The organism is Streptomyces sp. NPDC031479 (genome assembly GCF_055581065.1).
This window is the reverse complement of sequence record NZ_JBVIKC010000024.1, coordinates 53,107-76,440: the sequence shown is the minus strand read 5'-3', so window position 1 is coordinate 76,440 and position 23,334 is coordinate 53,107. Positions and strand designations below refer to the sequence as shown.

The window sequence follows — 23,334 nt, the reverse complement described above, 5'->3', positions numbered from 1 at the left end:
CGCCTACGCCCCGTAGAAGAGCTCGTCCACCACCGCGCGGGCGCGCCGCGTGATGCGGCGGTAGTCGTCGAGCATCTCGCCGACCCTGCCCTCCGGGTAGCCGAGGTAGCGGCCGACCGCCGCCAGTTCGCGGGCGTCGGCGGGAAAGGTGTCCCCGGCCCGGCCGCGGACCAGCATGACGGCGTTGCGGACCCGGGTGGCGAGCACCCAGGCCTCGTCGAGCACCTGCGCCTCCTCGGTCGGGATCAGCCCGGCGGCGTGGGCGGCGGCCAGGGCCTGGCGGGTGCGGGTGGTGCGCAGGCCCGGTTCGGCCCAGGCGTGACGCATCTGGATCAGCTGGACGGTCCACTCGACGTCGCTGAGGCCGCCGCGGCCGAGTTTGGTGTGCAGGGTCGGGTCGGCGCCGCGCGGCAGCCGTTCCGATTCCATCCGGGCCTTGAGCCGGCGGATCTCGCGCACGGCGTCCTCGCCGAGGCCCTCGACGGGGTAGCGCAGGGGATCGATCAGCTCGATGAAGCGGCGGCCGAGGTCGTCGTCGCCCGCGACCGGCTCGGCGCGCAGCAGGGCCTGGCTCTCCCAGGTCAGGGACCAGCGGCGGTAGTAGGCCGCGTACGAGGACAGGGTGCGCACGAGGGGGCCCGAGCGGCCCTCGGGGCGCAGGTCGGCGTCGATGAGCAGCGGCGGGTCCGCGGTGGGGAGCTGCAGGAGGCGGCGCATCTCGGCGATGACGGTCTGGGCGGCCTTGGCGGCTTCCTGTTCGTCGACGCCCTCGCGGGGTTCGTGGACGAACAGGACGTCGGCGTCGGAGCCGTAGCCGAGTTCGTGTCCGCCGAAGCGGCCGACGCCGATGACGGCGAAGCGGGTGGGGAGGGTCTCGCCCCAGTGGTCGCGGACGGCGGCGCGCAGTGCGCCGGCGACGGTGGCGGCGGTGAGGTCGGAGACGGCGCCGCCGACCCGGTCGACGAGGGCTCCGGGGTCCTCCTCGGCGGGGCTGTCCTCGGTGCCGTAGGAGGCGATGATGTCGGCGGCGGTGGTGCGGAAGAGTTCGCGGCGGCGGACCCCGCGGGCGGCGGTGACGGCGGCCTCGCCGCTTTCGGCGCGGCCGACGGCGGCGAGCACCTCCTGTTCGAGGGCCTCGTGGGTCCGCGGTTCCAGGCCTCCGGCGTCGCCGAGCAGGGCGACGGCCTCGGGGGCCCGCATGAGGAGGTCGGGGGCGAGGCGTCCGGCGGACAGTACGCGGGCCAGGTTCTCGGCGGCGGCGCCCTCGTCGCGCAGCAGGCGCAGGTACCAGGGGGTCTTGCCCAGGGCGTCGGAGACCTTGCGGAAGTTGAGCAGCCCGGCGTCCGGGTCGGCGGAGTCGGCGAACCAGCCGAGCATGACGGGCAGCAGGGTGCGCTGGATCGCGGCCTTGCGGCTGACGCCGGAGGCGAGGGCTTCGAGGTGGCGCAGGGCGGAGGCCGGGTCGGCGTAGCCGAGGGCTTCGAGGCGCTGTCCGGCGGCGCGGGGGGAGAGCCTGGTCTCGCCGGGGGCGAGCTGGGCGACGGCGTCGAGCAGGGGCCGGTAGAAGAGCTTCTCGTGGAGGCGGCGCACGGCGGAGGCGTGCCGGCGCCAGGCCTTGTTGAGTTCGGCGACGGGTTCGGTGCGCAGGCCGAGGGAGCGGCCGAGGCGGCGCAGGTCGGCCTCGTCCTCGGGGACGAGGTGGGTGCGGCGCAGCCGGTAGAGCTGGATGCGGTGTTCCATGGAGCGCAGGAAGCGGTACGCGTCGTTGAGCTGGGCGGCGTCGGCGCGGCCGACGTAGCCGCCGGCGGCCAGGGCGTGGAGGGCGTCGAGGGTGCTGCCGGAGTGCAGGGTGGCGTCGCTGCGGCCGTGCACGAGCTGGAGCAGCTGGACGGCGAACTCGACGTCGCGCAGCCCGCCGGGGCCGAGTTTGAGCTCCCGGTCGATCTGGGCGGCCGGGATGTTGTCGACGACGCGGCGGCGCATCTTCTGGACGTCGGCGACGAAGTTCTCGCGCTCGGCGGCCTGCCAGACCAGGGGCGTTATGGCCGCGATGTACTCGGCGCCGAGCGCCTCGTCGCCGGCGACGGCGCGGGCCTTGAGCAGGGCCTGGAACTCCCAGGTCTTGGCCCAGCGCTGGTAGTAGGCCAGGTGTGAGGAGAGGGTGCGGACCAGGGGGCCGTTGCGGCCCTCGGGGCGGAGGTTGGCGTCGACGGGCCAGATGGTGCCCTCGACGGTGGTCTCGGAGCAGATCCGCATGAGGTGGGAGGCGAGGCGGGTGGCGGCCTGGATGCCCTTGCCCTCGTCGGTGCCGTTGGCGGCTTCGCCGACGAAGATCACGTCGACGTCGGAGACGTAGTTGAGTTCGTTGCCGCCGCACTTGCCCATGGCGATGACGGCGAGCCGGCACTGGCGCGCGTCCTCGGGGGCGGCGGCGCCGGCGATGCGCAGGGCGGCGCGGAGGGTGGCGGTGGCGAGGTCGGCGAGTTCGGCGGCGGCCTGGGCGACGTCGGTGGTGCCGCAGACGTCGCGGGCGGCGATGGACAGGAGGCAGCGGCGGTAGGCGACGCGCAGCTCGACGGGGTCGTGGGCGTCGGCGAGGCCCTGCTCGAACTCGGCGAGGCCGGGGTGCAGGTCGGCGGCCTCGTAGGTGACCAGGGCCTGCCAGTCGCGGGGGTGGCGGGCGAGGTGGTCGGCGAGGGCCTCGGAGGCGCCGAGGACGCCGAGGAGGCGGTCGCGCAGGGGTTTGGCGCTGACCAGGGTGTCGAGGAGCACGGGCAGCTGCTCGGCCGGCTGGGCCTCGGCGAGCCGGACGAGGCCGAGGAGGGCGAGGTCGGGGTCGGCGGTGGCGCCGAGGGCGTCGAGGAGCACCGGGTCGGTGCGTACGGCGGCCAGCGCGTCGGCGTCGAGGAGCCGGGCCGCGGCGGACGGGTCGGTGAACCCGCTGCGCAGCAGTCGGATGAAGGTGCTGCTCCTGCGTCCCGGGACTGTCATCCCGCCGCCTCCCGAGTGCGTCGCCGCCGGTGGTCGGCCGGCGCTGCCGGTGGTGGTGGCCGGCCTGGGGCGAGCCTAGCCGGAGCAGGCGTTCGACTCACCGGCGTGTCGTGGCGAATATCATGAGGCGGATTATCAGATTTTCTGGTTACTTTTAGATCTATGCGTCAGGGGCCCGGTCCCCGTGCGACCGGTTGCGAGGAGCCCCATGTCCGAAGGACGTCCGTACTCCGCCCCGACGCCGCCTCCGGTCCCGGCCCCGCGCCGGCCCGCCGCGCCCGCTCCCCGGTCGCCCTCGACCGCGGCGGCACCGCGTCTCGAACCGGAACCGACCACCGCACCCTCCGACGCGAACGGACCCCGCGGCGGTTCCGGCCGTCCCGGGGTACCCCGCGGCGGTTCCGGTCGTCCCGAGGTACCCCGCCAGGCCACCGGGCCGGGCCCGGCCGCGTACCCGCACCCCTCCGGGCGGCCCGCCCACCACCGGCCCGCGCACCCCGCGCTCCACCGGGCCCGGACCGTCAAGGCCGTGGCCGCCTGCGCGGCCGCCGCGGCCGTCGGCATGCTCGTGCTCCGCGGCAACGAGGCCTACGCCGCGCTCGACGCGCCCACCGGCGCCGACTCCCGGCTGACCACCGCCACCGCGGCCGGCACCCCCGACCCGGGCCGGGTGCTGCAGATCGTCGCGCACCCCGACGACGACCTGTACTTCATGAACCCGGACCTGCGGTACTCCATAGCCGCCGGCCACCCCGTGACCTCCGTCTACCTCACCTCCGGCGAGGCCGACGGCATCAACGCGGGCGCCGCCAAGGAGGCCTCCACCCCGCCCAACAAGCCCGCCTACGCCGAGGCCCGGCAGAACGGCATCCGCGCCGCCTACGCCAAGATGGCCACCGGCGACCGCAGCAGCCCCTGGAAGCGCAACGTCGTGGCGACCAAGGGCGGCGGCCACGCCGAGGTCGACGTCCTGGAGGCCAAGCCCGAGGTCAGCCTCGTCTGGCTGCAGATGCGCGAGGCGGGCAACGTCTACGGGGACGCCCCCGACAGCCTTCACGGCCTGTGGGACGGCAGGGTCGCGCGCCTGGAGTCGATGCTCGCCTCCGGCACCCCGGTCAAGCAGCGGTTCACGTACACGAAGGAGCAGGTCGTCCGGACGATCGAGGGCGTCCTGGAGACCTACCGGCCGACGACGATCCGGATGCAGGACCCGACCCCCGGCCGCTTCCCGGACACCAAGCGGTACACCGACCACCAGGACCACTTCTACGGCGCCCGGTTCGTGCAGATGGCCGCCGAGAACTACGCCCGGGAGGTCAAGGACCGCCCGCACTTCGCCGTGCAGAACTACGTCGGCTACTTCAACAGCTCCCTCCCCCTCGCCCTGGACCCCGGCGAGGCCAAGGAGAAGCTGGACATCCTGGACACCTACGCCTGGCTCGACCGGCAGAACCACTGCGGCAGCGAGGCCGGCTGCGGTGACCTCAAGGTCGCCGACCACCCCTCCGGCAACCGCTGGACGGACTCCATCAACTACGCCCGCGACACCAGCACCTCCTGGCTGACCTCCGACCGGGACCACGGCCTGTGGGCCTTCAAGGTCCTCGACGGCCAGGTCGCCCTCTGGCACCGCGCCGGCCTGATCGGCAGCTGGAGCGGCCCCCGCCTGCTCCCGGGCACCGGCATGGACCAGGGGATCTCCACCGTCACCCTGCCGGACGGCCGGATAGCCGCCTTCGGCACCCGCACCACCTTCGGCGCCCGGCCCGCCGACTACCGGCGCGAGGTCGTCTACGCCGTCCAGCGGGACCCCGGCTCCGAGGAGTTCGGGGAGTGGCAGTCCCTCGGCACCCCCGAGGCCGCCGACGACACGTGGACCTCCGACATCAGCGCCCCCGCCGTGTCCGTCGACGGCACCGGACTCGCGGCCGTCTACGTCCGCGACGGCGCCTCCGGTCTGCGCGGCCGCGCGCAGCGGGCCGACGGGAGCTGGGGCCCCTGGGAGAACCACGGCGGGACCGACCTGCACGGCACCCCGGCCACCGCGACCGACGGGGCCGGACGCCGGATGGTGTTCGCCGCCACCACCAAGACGGTGATCGGCTGGACGCAGCCGGAACCGGGTGCACCGCTGGGCCCGGCCACCCATACCGGACTGCCCGACACCACGCTCCCGCTGACGGCCGAGGCCCGCGAGGGCGGAGTACGGCTGTGGTTCCGCAAGCCCGGTTCCGGCAACGTCCGCACCGCCCTGATGACGGGCGAAGGCGGCCTGAAGGTGAACAACCTCACCGACCTCGGCGGGCTCCAGGGCTTCGGTTCGGTGACGGCGAGCGGGCACGTGCTGGCCGGCCGCACGGCGGGCGGGCGCCTCGGCTCGGACGTGGGCATCGGACAGCCGTGGCAGCGCTCGCCGCTGATGTTCGCCGGCGCACCGTCCAGCACGATGACCGGGAAGAACATGGTCAGCCTGGCGGTGGTCGGGCTCGACGCGCGCCTCTACGTCACCTCGTCGGCGGACGAGGCCGACGCGTACCTGGCGCCGTGGCAGCCGGTGGGCCCGCGCAGCACGGCCCCGTAGCACATCACCCGAAGACATCCGGGACAGGCGGCACATAAGCCGCATAACGCCTCCAACACCCCATCCCGGGGTGTTGTTTGCGTTCCGGGCCCGCCAACCACGTCCACGATCCGGGCACTTGCGCACGTCCGCACCCGCACCGTGCAGCATCACAACCGGTCATTTCCGGAAAGCACGCGTCATCGGCGAAATCGGTGAACCAACTCCCCCGTTTTGGCCTCTCATTGACTGCACAGCGGTTCTTCCTGCCCGTCCGGAACGACCCCGAGGCGTGACCGATGCCCGTATCCCGCCGCCGTTTCCTCCTCGCGGCCGTGGTGCCCATGCTCACCGTGGGCGCCTCCGGCGCACTCTCCATCGCCTCCGGCCGGCAGACCTCGGCCGAGGCCACCCAGAACGACCGGCCCGGCCGGACCCCGGTCCTCCCCGCCAGCACCACCTCCGGCACGGTGGTGCAGATCGTCGCGCACCCCGACGACGACCTGTTCTTCATGAACCCCGACCTCAGCAGGTCCCTCCTCGCCGGCCTCCCGCTCACCACCGTCTACCTCACCTCCGGCGAGGCCGACGGCCGCAACGAGGCGCACGGCGGCCAGGCCAGGGACCCCGAGCAGCCCGCCGACCGCGCGCGCTACGCGGAGGCCCGGCAGAACGGCATCCGCTCGGCGTACGCCCAGATGGCCACCGGGGACCGCACCAGCGCGTGGACCCGTACGGTCATACCGACCGCGGGCGGCGGACAGGCGGAACTGGACGTCCTCGTCGCCCGGCCCCGCGTCAACCTCGTCTGGCTGCAGCTGCGCGAGGCCCGCAGCCCGGCCGGCGACAACCCCGACAGCCTGCGCGGCCTGTGGAACGGCCGGATACCGGCGCTCGGCGCCCAGCTCACCACCGGTACCCCGGTCCGGCAGTCGTTCACGTACACCAAGGACCAGGTCGTGGACTCGATAGCCGGGATCCTGGAGCGGTACCGGCCGACGACGATACGCATGCAGGACCCGACGCCGAACCGGTACGCGGACACCGGCAAGTACACCGACCACCAGGACCACATGTACGGCGCCCGCTTCGTGCAGGCGGCCACGGCCGCCTACGCCGAGCGCGTCTCGGACCGGCCGCGCTTCACCGTCCAGAACTACCTCGGCTACCACAACGGCACCCTCCCCCACGCCCTGGACCCGCAGACCGCCGAAACCAAGATCGGCTTCCTGAAGACGTACGCCTGGCAGGACCGCACCGACTACTGCGGCAGCCCCTCGGGCTGCGGGGACCGCAAGGTGGCGGGCAGCCCCACCGGCCGCAACTGGGCCCAGTCCCTGCGCTACGCCCGCGCCGACACCACCTCCTGGCTCGTCGAGGGCACCCCGGGCCGCCTGTGGGCCTTCGCCGCGCTCGACGGCCGGATGGCGCTGTGGTCCCGGGACCCGGCCGGGACCTGGACCGGGCCCGCGCTGCTGCCGGGCACCGGCATCGACCCCGGCGCCACCACCGCCCGCCTCCCCGACGGCCGCGTCGCCGTCCTCGCCACCCGCACCACCCTCGGACCCCGGCCGGCGGACTACCGGCGCGAGGTCGTCTGCGCCCTGCAGTCCGCGCCCGACGGCCCCTTCGGCCCCTGGCAGTCCCTCGGCACCCCCGAGCCGGGAGACGAGCCCGGCACCTCCGCCATCAGCGCCCCGGCGGCCGTCGCCGACGCAGGCGGGCGCCTCACCGTCTACCTCCGCGACACCCACCGCACCCTGCGCGCCCGGGTCCAGCAGCCGTCGGGCGCCTTCGGCGACTGGGAGCGGCTGGGCGGCGAGGACCTGCAGAGCGACCCCGTGACCCTCACCGACGCGGCCGGGCGGCGCCACGTCTACGCCACCACGACCACGTCGGTCCTCGCCTGGACCCAGCCGTCCCCCGGGGCCCCGCTCACCGGGCCCCACCCCACCGCCCTGCCCGCCACCACCGTGCCCCTCTCGGCGGCCCGCGACGGCGCGGGCGTCCGCCTCTACTTCCGCCGCCCCGACTCCGGGGTGGTACGGACCGCCCTGGTCACGGCCGGTCCGGGCGCCCCCCAGGTCACCGGCCTCGGCGAGTCCGGCGGCCGGGCCGGCTACGGGGCGGTCGCCGCCGCGGGCCGCGCCCTGACGGGCCGCGCCGACACCGGTACGGTCGCCACCGCGGCCCTCGGCGGGCCGCCCGCCTGGACCGAGTCCCGGATGCTGTACGCGGGCGCCCCCACTGCGGTCCTCGGCCCCGCCGGCACCACGACCACGGCGGTCCTGGGTCTGGACGCCCTGCTCCACACGGCGACCACCCGCCCGGCCGCACCCCCCGCCACCTGGCATCCTGCCGTCGCCCCGGCCCCACCGTCCTGACCTCCCGGCGGGCAGGTGCGCCCCACCTGCCCGCCGATATCCTGGAGGGAGCATCGGGGGCTTCTCCGCACGGAGGGCAGCACGATGAACCGGCACCGCCTCCTCACGCTCCTGGCCGCCCCGCTCCTCGCCGCCCCGGCCGCCACCCCCGCCTTCGCCGCCCCGGCGGCGGCCCCGCCCGCGGCCGCGTCCTGCGAACTGGTGGCGACCGGGGAGGGCGGGCAGGGCGGGCAGGGCGGGGGCACCTCGTACACCCTCGTCCTGGAGGGCTTCGACCCGGGCCAGTCCGTCACGATCAACGGCCCGCGCACCAGCCAGCGCACCCGGATCGGCGACGAGGGCTCCCTCCAGCAGGACAACGTCCGCTACGGCAGGTACAGCGTCGGCTTCAAGGCCGGCGGCTCCGGCCACGGCACCCGCATCGACTGCCTGACCCCGCCCCGCCAGAAGCCGGACCGCGGCGGCGGCAAGCAGGGCAAGGTGCAGGTCACCCGGGTCTCGGTCGCCACCCTCACCAAACCGGGCACCACGGTCGACTGCTCCAAGCCGAACAGGGCCGAGTTCGACGGCAAGATCAGCGGCACGGGCAAGGGCGACGTCCCCTACTTCTGGACCTTCGCCTCCGGCTCCGACCCCATCGGATCGGGCAAGGCCCACTTCGACCCCGGCATCGAGAGCGTCTCCCTCTTCAAGGTGGTCGACCTCCCGCCCACGGTGAACGGCGACCCCCAGATCGGCTTCGTCACCCTCCACGTCCCGTCCGCGAACCTGACGGGCCGCAGCGACCCGGTCACCCTCACCTGCGCGAAGCCCTGAACCGACTCCGGGCCGCCGGGGCTCCGTCGTTTCCTGTCGATCGGCCTATTCAAACCATGATCACCCTGTAGCCTGTGAAGCTATCTGGCGACCGTCCCATATTCGGATTTATTCGGGGCGATGCCGCGCTTTTCTTCATTTGATCAGTTCTTCAGGTGAGGGGTACAAGTTGGCCGACGAGCTTCCTTTCTCCTACCAGGAATTCAGCGACTGGTACGACGCGCACAGGAAAAAATACCTGGACACCGCCCGCGATGCCGCCGCACGAGCACTCTCCGAGTATCTGGAAGACAGCCTGAGCGAGATGGAAGGCGCCCGTGTGCGGATCACCGGGCGGAGGGTCAAGAGCAAGGCCCGAACCTGGCGGAAGCTCAGCCTCCCAAAATACCGGGATTCAATTCAACGCTTGGGTCAGATTCCAGAGATCATCGATGACCTGGTCGGACTTCGGATCACCTGCAACAACCAGTCAGACGTCTCCAGGGTGAAAGAGCTCATCAGGGCGCTTCCCGTCGCAGGCGGAGCTTTCGAATCGGTCCTCACTCAAGAGGAGCAGTCCTGGAAGGACTATGCCGCCGCCCCGAAGCCCAGCGGCTACAGGGCAGTTCACGTGAACCTCCAGACCGCGATCTCCCTGAGTGTCGAGTGGCACCTCGTGACGTGCGAGCTGCAAGTCAGGACGCTCCTCCAGGACGGATGGGGGGAACTGACGCACGAAGACACGTACAAGCCGGGAAGCGAGCCCCCCGCCCTGGTGAGAACCCTCAGCAAGAGGATGGCCGACCTGCTGGCCGCCGTGGACGACATCGCGCAGGACCTCCGAGAGGAACTCGACAGGCTGTCGAGTGTCGCCATCGAGGAGCCGCTGGACGGCACTTCCGAGGAGCCTCAGGAGAAGACCCCGGAGCGGGTCGACGCCGAGGTGGCGAGCGGGGCCGGGTCGCAGGAAGCCGCCAGACGCTACTTGCGCGAGCGCCTGGAGGGCCTGAGCCGCCCGATCGACCTGGCCAGCCTGGCGTGGGAGCTCCAGCGTGAATTCGGACAGGAAGTCAGTCACGGGTGGTTCGGGTTCGAATCATTCAAATCACTCGTGCGAGCGTCGTCCACGGGAGTAACCATCACGGACCGCCCTCCCGCATACGTCATGCCGGCAGACTTCGTCGCATCGGCCGCGGCCGGAGCAACGGCATCCGACACGGGCATTCCGCAGGCAGCGCGCACCCTCAAGCAGGTGGACAAGAACCTCCCCCTGATCAACCGAGAACAGCTGCTCTCCGCCTACGACAGGCTCGCTCAGGCCTCTCGGGAAATCGACTGGTCCGAACAGGTGCTGGACCTCGCCCGGGTGAACGACATGACTCGGCGCGCAAGGCAGGCCGATTTCCCCATCGCCGTCTCGCGTGCTCATCTCGACTACATCACGAAGGGCATTCTCTACTCGAAGAACCTTCGCGGCCCACTGTCGGTCGAGCAGATCAAGAGCCTCTATTCGTCACTGGTCATCAAGCGCGCAGAGAATCTCATGAATCTCGAACAGGATGAGAAGCAAGCGCTGCTGGCCTGGCTCACCTAGTCCGGATACGGCCCGGCCCCGGTGAGGCGAGCAGGGGCGGGCAGCCGAGCGCCGCCGGCCCCTGCTCGCGTTACAGCACCGGGAGGTTCTTGCGGAGTTCGAAGGCGGTGACCTCCGAGCGGTACTCCTCCCACTCCTGCTTCTTGTTGCGCAGGAAGAAGTCGAAGACGTGTTCGCCGAGGGTCTCGGCGACCAGTTCGCTGCGTTCCATCAGGGAGATGGCCTCGCCCAGGTTCTGCGGGAGGGGTTCGATGCCCATCGCGCGGCGTTCGGCGTCGGAGAGGGCCCAGACGTCGTCGTCGGCGCCCGCCGGGAGTTCGTAGCCCTCCTCGATGCCCTTGAGGCCCGCCGCGAGGAGGACCGCGTAGGTGAGGTACGGGTTGGCGCCCGAGTCGATCGAGCGGACCTCGACCCGGGAGGAACCCGTCTTGCCCGGCTTGTACATCGGGACTCGGATCAGGGCCGAGCGGTTGTTGTGGCCCCAGCAGATGTACGAGGGGGCCTCGCCGCCCGAGCCTGCCGTGCGGGAGGAGCCGCCCCAGATGCGCTTGTAGGAGTTGACCCACTGGTTGGTGACCGCGGCCGTCTCCGCCGCGTGCTTGAGCAGGCCCGCGATGAAGGAGCGGCCGACCTTGGAGAGCTGGTACTCGGCGCCCGACTCGTAGAAGGCGTTGCGATCGCCCTCGAAGAGGGACAGGTGGGTGTGCATGCCCGAGCCCGGGTACTCCGAGAAGGGCTTGGGCATGAAGGTGGCCTGGACCCCCTGTTCGAGGGCGACCTGCTTCATGACCAGGCGGAACGTCATGATGTTGTCGGCCGTGGAGAGCGCGTCCGCGTAGCGCAGGTCGATCTCCTGCTGGCCGGGGGCGCCCTCGTGGTGGCTGAACTCGACCGAGATGCCCATGGATTCGAGCATGGTGATCGCCTGGCGGCGGAAGTCCATGCCGACGTTCTGCGGAGTGTGGTCGAAGTAGCCGGAGTTGTCCGCCGGCACCGGGCGGGAGCCGTCCAGCGGCTTGTCCTTCAGCAGGAAGAACTCGATCTCCGGGTGGGTGTAGAAGGTGAAGCCCAGGTCGGAGGTCTTGGCCAGGATGCGCTTGAGGACGAAGCGCGGGTCCGCGAAGGACGGGGAGCCGTCCGGCATCAGGATGTCGCAGAACATCCGGGCCGTCCCGGGGGCCTCGGCGCGCCACGGCAGTATCTGGAAGGTGCTCGGGTCCGGCTTGGCGATCATGTCGGACTCGTAGACCCGGGCGAAGCCCTCGATCGCCGAGCCGTCGAAGCCGATGCCCTCGTCGAAGGCCTGCTCCAGCTCGGCCGGGGCGACGGCGACGGACTTGAGGAAGCCGAGCACGTCGGTGAACCACAGGCGCACGAAGCGGATGTCCCGCTCCTCCAGCGTCCGGAGGACGAATTCCTGCTGCTTGTCCATGCCTTCATCCTCGCAGTTCAGACGATCCGTGCACCACCGCCCCGAAGGACCGGGGGGGCGCACAGTCGGGCCCGCCCAGTATCGCCATTGGTGGTTTCCGCCACATTACGCACCCCCGAAAGCCGATGACACCCCCGCACTGACCACCGAGCCGTCATGAGCATTACCATCTGCGCCCATGGGGGGCTGGGAGCACACGCGGAGCGGGAGCCACGGGCGGCCCGTGCGCCGCGCTGCCCTCCTGCTGCTGATCTCCTTCGGCGTGGCCGCCTGCGTGGCCTTCCTGTGCGCGCGGCCCGCCGCCGCGCACCCACCGCACCCGGGCGGTTCCGGAGCGCATTCCGCGCACGCCGCCTGCGTGTCCCCGTACGACCTGCCGGGCTGCTCCCCGCTGGCCCACGTGACCCCGGCCGTGCTGCCCGCCCCGCCGCCCGCCGTGGCGCTGCCGCAGGACCGGGTGGCACCCGCCGTCCGCCCGGCCGCCGCGGCCGGGCCGGTACGGCCGGACGGCACCCTGGCGCGCGCGCCCGGCCTGTACTCCCTGCAAGTACTGCGGACGTGAGCGCCGCGGCGCCCCGGGCGCATCCACGGCTCCACCACGACACCCCCCTCAGCAGAAGGAACCAGGGCACATGGCCAGCAGGACGTCGGACAACACCTCCCGCCAGAACCGCATAGCCGAGATGCGGCGCGCCGAGAAAGCACGCGACCGGCGCAACAAGTTCCTCGCCATCGGCATCTCCACGGTGATCGTCGCCGGACTCGTCGGCTTCGGGTCGTGGCTGCTGATCGAGCAGAAGCAGAAGGACAAGGACGCGGTCGCCGCGCGCAAGGCGCCCGTGAGCGGCGAGCGCGAGTGGGACGTCAAGAAGCTCGGCCGCAACCACGTCGAGACCCCGGTCAAGTACGAGATGAACCCGCCGGTCGGCGGCGACCACAACCCCCGCTGGATGAACTGCAACGGCGACGTCTACAAGAACCCGATCCCCGAGGTCAACGCCGTGCACTCGCTGGAGCACGGCGCGGTGTGGGTGACGTACAACGAGAAGGCCGCCCCGGGCGACGTCGAGGCGCTCGCCGGGAAGGTGGGCAAGACCCCGTACACGCTGATGAGCCCGGACAAGGAGCAGGCCGGGACGATCATGCTGAGCGCGTGGGGCAAGCAGCTGACGGTGGACAAGGCCGACGACCCCCGTGTGGCGCAGTTCTTCACCAAGTACGTGCAGGGCCCGCAGACGCCCGAACCGGGCGCCGCCTGCACCAACGGGCTGGCCGACAAGTGACCCGTACGTACTGGGCCGCGGGCGCGGCCGTAGTCCTCGCGGTGCTGTTCGCGGTGGGGGCCACGGTCGCCACCGCGAACGGCGGCTCGGGCGGTTCCTCCGCCCCCTCCTCCACTCCGGCGCTCTTCTCCCCGGACGCCGGTTTCGCCCGGGACATGGCGGTGCACCACCAGCAGGCGGTGGAGATGTCCTTCATCGTCCGCGACCGCACCCAGGACGAGCCGGTGCGCGGCCTCGCCTACGACATCGCCAACACCCAGGCCAACCAGCGCGGCATGCTGCTGGGCTGGCTGGACCTGTGGGGGCTGCCGAAGGTGCTGGCCGACGAGCCGCCGATGTCCTGGATGTCCGCCTCCGAAGGGGGCGGCGAGCACGCGGGGCACATGGAGCACGCGACCAAGCCCGGGGCGCTGATGCCCGGCATGGCGACCAAGGAGGAGCTGGACCGGCTCGGCGCGGCGAACGGCCGGGACGCAGAGGTGCTCTACCTCCAGCTGATGACCGACCACCACAAGGGAGGCGTCGCGATGGCCCAGGGCTGCGCGGCGCAGTGCCGGACGCCGGCGGAGCGGGCGCTGGCCCAGGGCATGGTCGCGGCGCAGCAGTCGGAGCTCACCCTGATGGCGGACATGCTCAAGCAGCGCGGGGCGGCCCCGCGCGGGTGAACGGCGTACCCGCGGGTCAGTCCGCGGGGTCCGTCGGGGTCGTCGCGTCCGGCGGGTCCGGGGCCTCCGGCGGGGCCGCCGCGTGCTGGAGCGCCCGGGCCACGTGGTCCGGGCGGTCCAGCATGACGAGGTGGCCCGAGGGCTCGGCCACCTCGAAGCGGGCGCCGATCCGGTCGGCGAGGTCCGCCTGGCGGGCGAGCCAGCGCAGGGCCGCGCGGCCGGCGGTGCCGTCGTGGCCGGCGAGGACGGTGGCGGGCGCGGCCAGCGGGTGGTCCGCGCGCAGGGCGAGCAGCTCGGCGGCGGTGTCGGGGTAGCGGGCGTTCTCCAGCAGCGCGCCCTGCCAGACGCGGCCGGAGCGGTAGCAGCGGCGCACGAGGTCCCGCGCGGCCGGGTCCGCGGCCCCGCCCGTCCGGCCGGCCCGTACGACGCCGCGCCGGACCGCGGGTCCCAGCGCGGCCGGGATCCCGGCGGCGGTCACGGCCCGGCCGAGGGCACGGGCGGCGCCGGTGCGCCAGGCGGCGGGCAGCCTCGTACGGGGGCTCTCCTCGACGCTGGAGTCGACGAGGACCAGCGCGGCGGTACGGCCGGGGTGCAGACGGGCGAAGGCCTCGGCGTGGAACCCGGCGAGGGAGTGCCCGGCGACGGTGACGGGGCCGGTCAGACCGAGCGCGTCCAGCAGGGCGGCCATCCGGTGGGCCTCGTCGGCGGCGCCCGTGGGACCGGGCGCGGGGGCGCTGAGCCCGTGGCCGGGGCGGTCGAAGCGGACCACGGTGCGGCCCCGGGCGGCGAGCAGCGCGGCGACGGGGTCCCAGTCGAACCAGGCCAGGGCGAGCCCGGCGCTCAGCACCACGACGGGGCCGCGGCCCTCGACGACCACGTGCAGGGGGATCCCGTCGACCCGGACGAAGGTGCCGGGGGCCGTCCCGGTGTGCGGTCCTCGCGTCGCGTGGGGTCCTCGCGTCATGTGCGGCCCTCGCGGTGCACGGAGTGGGCCAGCACGCCGAGCCAGATCGCCACCAGCAGCACCTGCAGCCGCTGGCCCGCGCCGAGCGCCCACGTGCCGTGCCCCGCGGTGAACAGGGCGATGGCGGTCAGGGTCCAGACGGTGGCGAGGAGTTCCAGGGCGACGAGGGCGGGGCCGAACCGGGCGAGCGGCGCGAGGCGGCCGTAGCGGCGGGCGGCGACGGTGAGGGCCACTATCCCGAGGAGGGCGCCGGTCATGGCGAGGCTGCTGCTGACGGCGTGCGCCTGGTGGGTGGCCGGGACGAGACCGGCGGTCTCACGGGCGGCGCACACGGGATCGACGGTCGGCTGGCAGCTCAGCGGCAGCCAGGCGTCGGCGGCGGTGGCGGCGCCGAAGAGGGTGATGCCCGCCCAGCCGGCGACGGCCCAGGGACCGCGGGACTCGGGGTGTCGCGGCAGGCGCGCCAGGGCGAGGAGGCCGCCGAGGAAGGCGAGGAGGCCGGCGGTGAAGTCGGTGGCCCGGAAGAGGCCGCCGAGCGGCTGGTCCTGGGCGGCGAGCTCGCTGACGTACGTCTCGATGGGATTGACGCCGGTGGAGAACACGACTTCGAGCACCCAGGCGGTGTAGGCGGCGGCGCCGAGTCCGATGAGGACGGCGACGGCCTGCACGCCCCCTCCGCCGGCGCCCTTGCCTCGGCCGGCGCTTCCGGCACCTGTGGGGGCATTCATGCGCATAGTGTGAGTGATCCTCAGCAGATCCGGGGTGGACGCGGGGACTCCTCGCGGGACCGCCGGCCTCCCCGACCGGGAAACGTGCCAGGGTACGGGAGCGTTCCCGGGGCGCCGGGCCCGATCGGCGGCAGTTCGGTCGATTTCCCCCGGGGGCCGGGGCCGGACGGGGTATCCGGTTGGAGGCGGGCGGAGCGCGTGGCAGGCTGGCGCAGGCCCCTGTACGCCGTACACCGCACTTCCGAGGGACTCCGCAAGGCATGAGCACGCCCCCGAACCCGCCCGACCGCCCGACCGAGCCCGAGGGAACGCCGATACCGCCGCCGGGGCCGTCCCTGGCGAAGGCCCCGGCTCCGGCGACGCCCGGGACGACCCCGGCACCCGAGGCGACCGAGCCGCGCCCGGACAAGGCCCCGGCCACCCCGGAGGCCCCCAAGCCCTCCCTGGAAAAGGCGCCCGCCGCCCCGGAAGCGGCCAAGCCCTCCCTGGAAAAGGCGCCGCCCGCCCCCGAGGCCCCCACCCCCTCCCTGGACAAGGCGCCGCCCGCCCCCGAGACGGCCCCCGCGGCCCCGGCCGCGTCGCCGCAGCCCGCCCCGTCTCAGACCCCGCCTCCCGCCGCACCCCCGGCCGGGACGCCCGCCGCGCCCTTTGCCGCACCCCCGGCCGGGATGCCCGCCGCACCCCCCGCCGCGCCTGCGGATCCTTGGGCGACCCCGGGCCCCGGCGCCCCGCAGCCCGCGCCCGCCCCGTCGGCGTTCGCACCGGTCACCCCCGTCCCGGCCGCCCCGTCCGCGCCCGACGCGGGGGCGTACGGCGCTCCGGCCAACGCCTGGGCCCCGCCGCCGCCCGGCGGGCACCCCGGCTACGGGGGCCCCGGCTACGGAGCGCCCGGCCAGCCGGGATTCGCCGGCCCCGGCCACCCCGCCCACGGCCACCCCGGCTACGGCCACGGCGTCCCCGGCTACCCCGTCGCACCCGCCGCGCCCTCCAACGGCCAGGCCGTGGCGGGCCTCATCCTCTCCACCCTCGCCGTCGGGGTGGGCCTGGTCCCCTTCGTGTTCTGGGCCGGCGCCGGCATCGCCCTCACCGGCATCGGCATCTCCATCGCCGGCCTGGTGCGCGCCAACCGCGGCGCCCCGCGCAAGGTGATGTCCATCGTCGGCATCGCCCTCGGCCTGCTGGGCCTCGCCGCCACCGTCGGCGGGTTCCTCTTCACCATGGCCATCGTCGACACGTCGCGGGACCGCACCGACCACCACCAGGACACGGACTGGTACGACGACCCCCAGTACGACCCGGAGTACGACCCGGACGCGTCCCCGCGCCCCCGGTCCTCCCCGTCCGGCTTCACCCTGCCGCCCGACATGCCCTCCACGGGACCCGGCATCAGCACGCCGATCGCGTTCGGCCAGACGTTCACGTACCCGAACGGGATCAAGGTGAGCCTCTCCGTCCCGAAGCAGTACGTCAGCTCGAACAAGTACCTGCCGGTCGGCAACGCGGTGGAGGTGTCCTTCACCATCACCAACACCTCGAAGCAGCCCCACGACGTCATCTACGCCATGCCCAGCCTCACGGACGACAAGGGAGCCGAGGGCAGGCTCGTCTTCGACGGCCGGCTGCCCAAGCGGATCCAGGGCACGATCCAGCCGGGCGAGTCCGCCACCGGCACCGCCGCCTTCGAGGTCCCCGAGGGCACGCGCAGCGTCAGCGCCGAGCTCTCCCCCGGCATCCTGATGCCGGACGCGAAGTTCACCGGACCCGTCGGGTGACGCATCCGACCCTGTGAAAGCACCCGGGGCCCAGGACATCGCGTCAGAAAGACGATTACACTGGGCCCCGTGCCTCAACTACGCCTCGCTCTGAATCAGATCGACTCGCACGTCGGCAACATCGCCGCGAACGCCGACTCGGTCGTCCACTGGACCCGGCACTCCGCCGAGCAGGGCGCCCATCTGGTGGCGTTCCCGGAGATGGTGCTGACCGGGTACCCCGTCGAGGACCTCGCCCTGCGCGGTTCCTTCGTCGAGGCCTCCCGCGCCGCGCTGCGCGACCTCGCGCGGCGGCTCGCCGAGGAGGGTCTCGGCGAGCTGCCGGTCGTCGTCGGTTACCTCGACCGCACCGAGAAGGCCGCGCCCCGCCTGGGCCGGCCCGCCGGCTCCCCGGAGAACGCGGCCGCCGTACTGCACCGGGGCGAGGTCGTCCTGCGCTTCGCCAAGCACCACCTCCCCAACTACGGCGTCTTCGACGAGTTCCGCTACTTCGTTCCGGGCGACACGCAGCCGGTCATCCGGGTGCACGGCGTCGACGTGGCGCTGGCCATCTGCGAGGACCTCTGGCAGGAGGGCGGCCGGGTGCCCGCCACCCGCTCCGCCGGGGCCGGGCTGCTGGTCTCGATCAACGCCTCCCCGTACGAGCGGAACAAGGACGACCTGCGCCTCGAACTGGTGCGCAAGCGCGCCCAGGAGGCCGGCTGCACCCTGGCGTACCTGGCGATGATCGGCGGCCAGGACGAGCTGGTCTTCGACGGCGACTCGATCGTCGTGGACGCCGCCGGCGAGGTCATCGCCCGCGCCCCGCAGTTCTCCGAGGGCTGCGTCCTCGTCGACCTCGACCTGCCGGCCGCGCGGTCCGACGCCCCGGAGGGCGTCGTCGACGACGGCCTGCGCATCGACCGCGTGATCCTCTCCGAGGAGCCGCCGGCCCCGTCCGAGGCGGTGGTGGCCGGCGGTTACGCCGACCGCCTGGACGACGACGAGGAGATCTACGACGCGCTCGTCGTGGGCCTGCGCGCCTACGTCAAGAAGAACGGTTTCCGCTCCGTCCTGATCGGCCTCTCCGGCGGCATCGACTCCGCCCTCGTCGCGGCCATCGCCTGCGACGCGATCGGCGCGCAGAACGTGTACGGCATCTCGATGCCCTCGAAGTACTCCTCGGACCACTCCAAGGGCGACGCGGCCGACCTGGCCGAGCGGACCGGCCTGAACTTCCGGACCGTCCCGATCGAGCCGATGTTCGACGCGTACATGGGCTCGCTGGGCCTCACCGGCCTCGCCGAGGAGAACCTCCAGTCCCGGCTGCGCGGCACCATGCTGATGGCGGTCTCCAACCAGGAGGGACACATCGTGCTGGCCCCGGGCAACAAGTCCGAGCTGGCCGTCGGCTACTCCACCCTCTACGGGGACTCGGTCGGCGCTTACGGCCCCATCAAGGACGTCTACAAGACGGACATCTTCCGGCTCGCCGAGTACCGCAACCGGGCCGCCGCCGAGCGCGGCGAGACCCCGCCGATCCCGGAGAACTCGATCGTGAAGCCGCCGAGCGCCGAGCTGCGCCCGGGGCAGGTCGACACGGACTCGCTGCCGGACTACCCGGTGCTCGACGCGATCCTGGAGCTGTACGTGGACCGCGACCAGGGCCTGGAGGCGATCGTCGCGGCCGGCTTCGACCGCGAGCTGGTCGCGAAGACCCTGCGCATGGTGGACACGGCGGAGTACAAGCGCCGCCAGTACCCGCCGGGCACCAAGATCTCGGCGAAGGGCTTCGGCAAGGACCGCCGCCTGCCCATCACCAACGGCTGGCGCGAGCACGCGTAGCTCCTGCGCCCGTATGTACGCCGAGGGCCCCGGCCGCTCCCGAGAGGAGCGGCCGGGGCCCTCGGCGTGGACCGGGCGACGGGCGACAGGCGACGGGCTACGGCCGGACGGTCAGCCGGGCCGCCACCGGGAGGTGGTCGCTGCCGGTGCGGGCCAGGGTCCAGGAGGCCTCCGGCTTGATGCCGCGCACCATGATCTGGTCGATCCGGGCCATCGGGAACTGCGCGGGCCAGCTGAAGCCGAAACCGTGGCCGGCCGCGCCCTGGGTGGAGCGCATCTGCGAGGTGACCTCGGACAGGGAGCGGTCGTTCATGGTGCCGTTGAGGTCGCCGAGCAGGACGACCTTCTTCAGCCCCTCCGAGGCGAGGGCCGCGCCCAGCGCGTCGGCGCTGTTGTCGCGCTGGTTGGCCGTGAACCCGGCGTTGAGCTTGACGCGCACCGACGGCAGGTGGGCGACGTAGACGCCGACCTCGCCGAAGGGGGTGGCCGCGGTGGTGCGCATGGCGCGGGTCCAGCCGAGGCGGATGTCGACGGGCTTGCTGGAGGTCAGCGGGTACTTGCTCCACACGCCGACGGTGCCCTCGACCGCGTGGTACTTGTACGTGTCCGCCAGGGCCTTCTCGTAGACGGGGACGGCGTCGCCCGTGAGCTCGGTCAGGGCCAGCACGTCCGCCCCGGACTTGGCGACGGACGCGGCGGTGCCGCGCGGGTCGGGGTTGTCCGCGTCGACGTTGTGGGTCGCGACCATGAGGTTGCCGCCGCCGCCCGACTTGTCGGTGATCAGCCCGCCGAAGAGGTTCACCCACACCACGGCGGTCAGCAGTATCGAGATCAGCGCGGTGGCGGACTTGCGGACCACGGCGGCGACCAGCAGCAGCGGCACGGCCAGGCCCAGCCAGGGCAGGAAGGTCTCGGTGAGGCTGCCGAGGTTCCCGATGTCGTTGGGCAGCTCCGCGTGGAAGATCATGATCAGGGAGATCAGCGCGGCCAGGGCGGCGGTGACGATCCCGCGCCGCCAGATGCCCCGGTCGTGGCGCAGCCCGGCCAGTCGGCGTCGGAGACGGGATCCGGAGGGTCCGGGCTCTGCGCCGCCGTTCCCCGTCTCCGTCATGTACGCCTGTGCCATGCCATGTCCTCGCTGCCGTGCTCGCGCTCCGTCTCCGCCCCTTGACCCTAGGCGATGTACGGAGCCTTCCGTGCCGTCCTCGCGGCCGTACGACCGGGAGGACGAACGGCCGTGCGGCAAGGGTTCCGCTTGTCACGAAACGCGCACATTGGCTCGTGCGCGCCCGGAGGCGGGCCAGGAGTGTGACGTACGGGTCAGCGCGTCGGAACCCGGCCACTTCCGCGCACGGCGCCGAGGGTGCCACCATGGTGGGTGAGTCCGGGGACGCCGTGAGGGCGCCTCGAGATGACACAAGGAGCAGTTGCAATGACGCACGCCGTTTCGCCTGCCCGCGAAGCCTCCTCCCCCACCCTGTACGGAGGTGCGGGCACCCGGCGCATCACCGTCCGCGACCTCGCCCTCGCCAAGGAGCGCGGCGAGAAGTGGCCCATGCTCACCGCCTACGACGCCATGACGGCGTCCGTCTTCGACGAGGCCGGCATCCCGGTGATGCTCGTCGGTGACTCGATGGGCAACTGCCACCTCGGCTACGAGACCACCGTCCCCGTGACGATGGACGAGATGACCCTGCTGTCGGCGGCCGTCGTACGGGGCACCAGCCGGGCCCTGATCGTCGGCGACCTGCCCTTCGGCTCGTACCAGGAAGGCGCCGTGCAGGCCCTGCGCAGCGCGACCCGGCTGGTCAAGGAGGCCGGGGTCGGCGCGGTCAAGCTGGAGGGCGGCGAGCGGTCGCTGGCCCAGACCGAGCTGATCGTGCAGTCCGGCATCCCCGTCATGTCCCACCTGGGCCTGACCCCGCAGTCCGTGAACGCCATGGGCTACCGGGTGCAGGGCCGCAGCGACGAGGCCGCGCACCAGCTGCTGCGCGACGCCAAGGCAGCGCAGGACGCGGGCGCGTTCGCGGTGGTCCTGGAACTGGTCCCGGCCGAGCTGGCCGCCGAGGTCACCCGGTCCCTGCACATCCCGACCGTCGGTATCGGCGCCGGGTCGGAGTGCGACGCGCAGGTCCTGGTGTGGACCGACATGATGGGCCTGACCGGCGGGAAGATGCCGAAGTTCGTGAAGCAGTACGCGAACCTGCGGAGCACGATGACGGACGCGGCGAAGGCCTTCGCCGAGGACGTGGTCGGCGGAACGTTCCCGCAGCCGGAGCACGCCTTCCACTGAGTCCGCCGGGGCCGCGCGGCCCCGCCGGGTGGTGACCGACGGCCCGCCGACACGACGTCGGCGGGCCGTCGGCTTCCCGTCGGTCACCTGTCGGTCGGCTGTCGGAGCTTTGTCAGCGGCGGGTGGTCCCATGGTGGACATGACGCGAAACGACAACGCTCCCCACGCCGTGGAGGTCCGGGGACTGGTCAAGCACTACGGCGAGACCAAGGCCCTCGACGGGGTCGACCTGGACGTGCGCGAAGGCACCGTCCTCGGTGTCCTCGGCCCCAACGGGGCGGGCAAGACCACCCTGGTCCGCTGCCTGTCCACCCTGATCGTCCCGGACGCCGGCACCGCCCGGGTCGCGGGCTTCGACGTGGTCCGCCAGCCCCGGCAGCTGCGCCGCACCATAGGCCTGACCGGCCAGTACGCCTCGGTCGACGAGAAGCTCTCCGGCTGGGAGAACCTCTACATGATCGGGCGGCTGCTGGACCTGTCCCGCAAGGACGCCCGGACCCGCGCCGACGAGCTGCTGGAGCGGTTCTCCCTGACCGAGGCCGCGAAGAAGGCCGTGATGAACTACTCCGGCGGCATGCGCCGGCGCCTCGACCTGGCGGCCTCGATGATCGGCCGCCCGGCCGTGCTCTACCTGGACGAGCCGACCACCGGCCTGGACCCCCGTACCCGCAACGAGGTGTGGGACGAGGTGCAGCGGATGGTCGCCGAGGGCGCCACCGTGCTGCTCACCACCCAGTACATGGAGGAGGCCGAGCAGCTCGCGAGCGAGCTGACGGTCATCGACCGCGGCAAGGTCATCGCCAACGGGAAGGTCGACGAGCTGAAGGCGCGCGTCGGCGGGCGCACCCTGCGCATCCGGCCGGCCGATCCGGCCGACCTGCCGGGCATGGCCCGCGCCCTCGCCGAGACCGGGCTGGACGGCGTCGCCGGCTCCCAGGCCGTCCCGGACGAGGGGACGCTGCTGGTGCCGATCCTGGCCGACGAGCAGCTGACCGCCGTCGTCGGCCTGCTGGCGGCCCGCGGGTACGCCATCTCCGACATCGGCACCTACCTGCCCAGCCTCGACGAGGTCTTCCTGTCCATCACCGGCCAGAAGCCCAGCGTCGAGGACTCCCTTTCCACCGAGCAGACCGAGGAGGTCGCGGCATGAGCACCGTAACCACGACGAAGCCCAGCACCCCGGCGGCCTCCCCGGCCGCCGGGCCGCCGCACCCGGCCGAGAGCCGGATCGGCCTGCGCGGCAACCTGCGGCACATCGGCGCCCTGGCCCGCCGCAACGTCCTGCAGATCAAGCAGGACCCTGAGTCGATGTTCGACGTCCTGTTCATGCCGATCATCTTCACGCTGCTGTTCGTGTTCGTCTTCGGCGGTGCGATCTCCGGCAAGGGCAACCAGGGCGAATACGTCAACTACGTGGTCCCGGGCCTGATGGCGATGATGGGCATGAACATCGCGATGGGTGTCGGGACCGGGGTCAACGACGACTTCAAGAAGGGCGTGATGGACCGGTTCCGGTCCATGCCGATCGCCCGCTCCTCGGTGCTCATCGCCAAGATCGTGGTCGAGCTCGGCCGGATGATGGTCGCCATCGCGATCCTGCTCGGGATGGGCTTCCTGCTCGGACTGTCGATCAAGTCCTCGGTCCTGGACCTGTTCCTCGCCATCGGGCTGTCGGCCGTCTTCGGCGCCTCGCTGATGTGGATCTTCATCCTGCTGGGTCTCACCATGAAGACCGCCCAGGCCGTGCAGGGCATGGCGATGCTGGTGCTGATGCCGCTCCAGTTCGGCAGCTCGATCTTCGCCCCGCCGACGACGATGCCGGGCTGGCTCCAGAGCTTCACGGACGTCAACCCGCTCTCGAACCTGGCCGACGCGGCCCGCGGCCTGATCAACGGGACCCCCCTCGGGAACTCCGTGTGGATCACCCTGGCCTGGTCGGTGGGCCTCACCGCCGTCACCATGCCGCTGGCCGTCCGCAAGTTCCGCCAGAAGACCTGATCCAGGCCGGCCGGTCCGTTCGGATCGCGTCCCGGACGGACCCCACGGGGG

General features: G+C 72.6%; 17 protein-coding genes. 12 read left to right on the top strand and 5 right to left on the bottom strand.

Going from position 1 to position 23,334, the window contains the following annotated elements; translation table 11 throughout:
- Window positions 1-3: 3 nt before the first annotated feature.
- Window positions 4-2,991: a bifunctional [glutamine synthetase] adenylyltransferase/[glutamine synthetase]-adenylyl-L-tyrosine phosphorylase gene (locus ACZ5D2_RS24900; RefSeq protein WP_468932082.1), complete on the bottom strand. Its 2,988-nt coding sequence runs from the start codon at window positions 2,989-2,991 to the stop codon at window positions 4-6.
- Between the two features lie 208 nt (window positions 2,992-3,199).
- Between ACZ5D2_RS24900 and ACZ5D2_RS24895 the strand changes: the two genes are divergently transcribed.
- The 4 genes from ACZ5D2_RS24895 (at window position 3,200) to ACZ5D2_RS24880 (ending at window position 10,324) form a co-directional block, all read left to right on the top strand.
- Window positions 3,200-5,572, top strand: a complete 2,373-nt coding sequence (locus ACZ5D2_RS24895; protein WP_371678797.1) for a PIG-L family deacetylase — start codon at window positions 3,200-3,202, stop codon at window positions 5,570-5,572.
- A gap of 278 nt (window positions 5,573-5,850) precedes the next feature.
- Entirely contained in the window at window positions 5,851-7,935 is a 2,085-nt protein-coding gene (locus ACZ5D2_RS24890; protein ID WP_468932078.1) for a PIG-L family deacetylase, read from the top strand.
- A gap of 84 nt (window positions 7,936-8,019) precedes the next feature.
- Entirely contained in the window at window positions 8,020-8,751 is a 732-nt protein-coding gene (locus ACZ5D2_RS24885) for a hypothetical protein (RefSeq protein ID WP_468932075.1), read from the top strand.
- A gap of 169 nt (window positions 8,752-8,920) precedes the next feature.
- The gene (locus ACZ5D2_RS24880) at window positions 8,921-10,324 is read left to right on the top strand and encodes a GTP pyrophosphokinase (RefSeq protein WP_371678794.1); all 1,404 of its coding nucleotides are present in this window, start codon (window positions 8,921-8,923) and stop codon (window positions 10,322-10,324) included.
- Window positions 10,325-10,394: 70 nt separating this feature from the next.
- Here ACZ5D2_RS24880 and ACZ5D2_RS24875 read toward each other — a convergent pair whose 3' ends face one another.
- Window positions 10,395-11,756, bottom strand: coding sequence for a glutamine synthetase family protein (locus tag ACZ5D2_RS24875; RefSeq protein ID WP_266838733.1), 1,362 nt, complete (start codon window positions 11,754-11,756; stop codon window positions 10,395-10,397).
- 223 nt (window positions 11,757-11,979) lie between these two features.
- On the opposite strand from ACZ5D2_RS24875, the gene ACZ5D2_RS24870 reads away from it, so the two are divergent.
- The 3 genes from ACZ5D2_RS24870 to ACZ5D2_RS24860 all read left to right on the top strand — a co-directional run bounded on the left by ACZ5D2_RS24870 (window position 11,980) and on the right by ACZ5D2_RS24860 (window position 13,704).
- A complete protein-coding gene (locus ACZ5D2_RS24870) occupies window positions 11,980-12,318 on the top strand; it encodes a hypothetical protein (RefSeq protein ID WP_371678793.1) in 339 nt (112 codons plus the stop codon).
- A gap of 70 nt (window positions 12,319-12,388) precedes the next feature.
- On the top strand, window positions 12,389-13,039 hold the full coding sequence (locus tag ACZ5D2_RS24865; RefSeq protein WP_371678792.1) for a DUF3105 domain-containing protein: 651 nt from the start codon (window positions 12,389-12,391) through the stop codon (window positions 13,037-13,039).
- Window positions 13,036-13,704, top strand: coding sequence for a DUF305 domain-containing protein (locus tag ACZ5D2_RS24860; protein ID WP_468932069.1), 669 nt, complete (start codon window positions 13,036-13,038; stop codon window positions 13,702-13,704). The genes ACZ5D2_RS24865 and ACZ5D2_RS24860 overlap by 4 nt, the downstream gene beginning before the upstream one ends.
- A 16-nt stretch (window positions 13,705-13,720) precedes the next feature.
- Here ACZ5D2_RS24860 and ACZ5D2_RS24855 read toward each other — a convergent pair whose 3' ends face one another.
- Together ACZ5D2_RS24855 and ACZ5D2_RS24850 are read right to left on the bottom strand one after the other, a co-directional pair.
- The gene (locus ACZ5D2_RS24855; protein ID WP_371678790.1) at window positions 13,721-14,668 is read right to left on the bottom strand and encodes an alpha/beta fold hydrolase; all 948 of its coding nucleotides are present in this window, start codon (window positions 14,666-14,668) and stop codon (window positions 13,721-13,723) included.
- Complete coding sequence (locus ACZ5D2_RS24850; protein ID WP_371678789.1) at window positions 14,665-15,396, bottom strand: DUF998 domain-containing protein; 732 nt, start codon at window positions 15,394-15,396, stop codon at window positions 14,665-14,667. Before ACZ5D2_RS24850 ends, ACZ5D2_RS24855 begins: the two co-directional genes overlap by 4 nt.
- 260 nt (window positions 15,397-15,656) lie before the next feature.
- Between ACZ5D2_RS24850 and ACZ5D2_RS24845 the strand changes: the two genes are divergently transcribed.
- Both ACZ5D2_RS24845 and ACZ5D2_RS24840 read left to right on the top strand, forming a co-directional pair.
- Complete coding sequence (locus ACZ5D2_RS24845; RefSeq protein WP_468932064.1) at window positions 15,657-17,168, top strand: DUF4190 domain-containing protein; 1,512 nt, start codon at window positions 15,657-15,659, stop codon at window positions 17,166-17,168.
- Window positions 17,169-17,237: 69 nt separating this feature from the next.
- Window positions 17,238-18,992, top strand: coding sequence for an NAD+ synthase (locus tag ACZ5D2_RS24840; protein WP_371678787.1), 1,755 nt, complete (start codon window positions 17,238-17,240; stop codon window positions 18,990-18,992).
- 97 nt (window positions 18,993-19,089) lie between these two features.
- On the opposite strand, the gene ACZ5D2_RS24835 is transcribed toward ACZ5D2_RS24840, so the two are convergent.
- Window positions 19,090-20,118, bottom strand: a complete 1,029-nt coding sequence (locus ACZ5D2_RS24835; RefSeq protein ID WP_371678786.1) for an endonuclease/exonuclease/phosphatase family protein — start codon at window positions 20,116-20,118, stop codon at window positions 19,090-19,092.
- 306 nt (window positions 20,119-20,424) lie between these two features.
- Here ACZ5D2_RS24835 and panB point away from each other — a divergent pair, with 306 nt between their 5' ends.
- The 3 genes from panB (at window position 20,425) to ACZ5D2_RS24820 (ending at window position 23,283) form a co-directional block, all read left to right on the top strand.
- Window positions 20,425-21,285, top strand: coding sequence for a 3-methyl-2-oxobutanoate hydroxymethyltransferase (gene panB, locus ACZ5D2_RS24830; RefSeq protein ID WP_266838742.1), 861 nt, complete (start codon window positions 20,425-20,427; stop codon window positions 21,283-21,285).
- Between the two features lie 139 nt (window positions 21,286-21,424).
- Entirely contained in the window at window positions 21,425-22,435 is a 1,011-nt protein-coding gene (locus ACZ5D2_RS24825) for an ATP-binding cassette domain-containing protein (protein ID WP_468932059.1), read from the top strand.
- Window positions 22,432-23,283, top strand: coding sequence for an ABC transporter permease (locus ACZ5D2_RS24820; RefSeq protein ID WP_371678784.1), 852 nt, complete (start codon window positions 22,432-22,434; stop codon window positions 23,281-23,283). The genes ACZ5D2_RS24825 and ACZ5D2_RS24820 overlap by 4 nt, the downstream gene beginning before the upstream one ends.
- The last annotated feature ends 51 nt before the right edge of the window (window positions 23,284-23,334 follow it).

What these genes read in the sequence shown, in the direction of transcription:
- ACZ5D2_RS24890 (WP_468932078.1), top strand. Translation starts at nt 5,851, where the DNA reads ATGCCCGTATCCCGCCGCCGTTTCCTCCTCGCGGCCGTGGTGCCCATG.
- ACZ5D2_RS24865 (WP_371678792.1), top strand. Translation starts at nt 12,389, where the DNA reads ATGGCCAGCAGGACGTCGGACAACACCTCCCGCCAGAACCGCATAGCC.
- ACZ5D2_RS24820 (WP_371678784.1), top strand. Translation starts at nt 22,432, where the DNA reads ATGAGCACCGTAACCACGACGAAGCCCAGCACCCCGGCGGCCTCCCCG.
- ACZ5D2_RS24885 (WP_468932075.1), top strand. Translation starts at nt 8,020, where the DNA reads ATGAACCGGCACCGCCTCCTCACGCTCCTGGCCGCCCCGCTCCTCGCC.
- ACZ5D2_RS24875 (WP_266838733.1), bottom strand. Translation starts at nt 11,756, where the DNA reads ATGGACAAGCAGCAGGAATTCGTCCTCCGGACGCTGGAGGAGCGGGAC.
- ACZ5D2_RS24900 (WP_468932082.1), bottom strand. Translation starts at nt 2,991, where the DNA reads ATGACAGTCCCGGGACGCAGGAGCAGCACCTTCATCCGACTGCTGCGC.
- ACZ5D2_RS24845 (WP_468932064.1), top strand. Translation starts at nt 15,657, where the DNA reads ATGAGCACGCCCCCGAACCCGCCCGACCGCCCGACCGAGCCCGAGGGA.
- ACZ5D2_RS24835 (WP_371678786.1), bottom strand. Translation starts at nt 20,118, where the DNA reads ATGGCACAGGCGTACATGACGGAGACGGGGAACGGCGGCGCAGAGCCC.
- ACZ5D2_RS24825 (WP_468932059.1), top strand. Translation starts at nt 21,425, where the DNA reads ATGACGCGAAACGACAACGCTCCCCACGCCGTGGAGGTCCGGGGACTG.
- panB (WP_266838742.1), top strand. Translation starts at nt 20,425, where the DNA reads ATGACGCACGCCGTTTCGCCTGCCCGCGAAGCCTCCTCCCCCACCCTG.
- ACZ5D2_RS24850 (WP_371678789.1), bottom strand. Translation starts at nt 15,396, where the DNA reads ATGAATGCCCCCACAGGTGCCGGAAGCGCCGGCCGAGGCAAGGGCGCC.
- ACZ5D2_RS24855 (WP_371678790.1), bottom strand. Translation starts at nt 14,668, where the DNA reads ATGACGCGAGGACCCCACGCGACGCGAGGACCGCACACCGGGACGGCC.
- ACZ5D2_RS24895 (WP_371678797.1), top strand. Translation starts at nt 3,200, where the DNA reads ATGTCCGAAGGACGTCCGTACTCCGCCCCGACGCCGCCTCCGGTCCCG.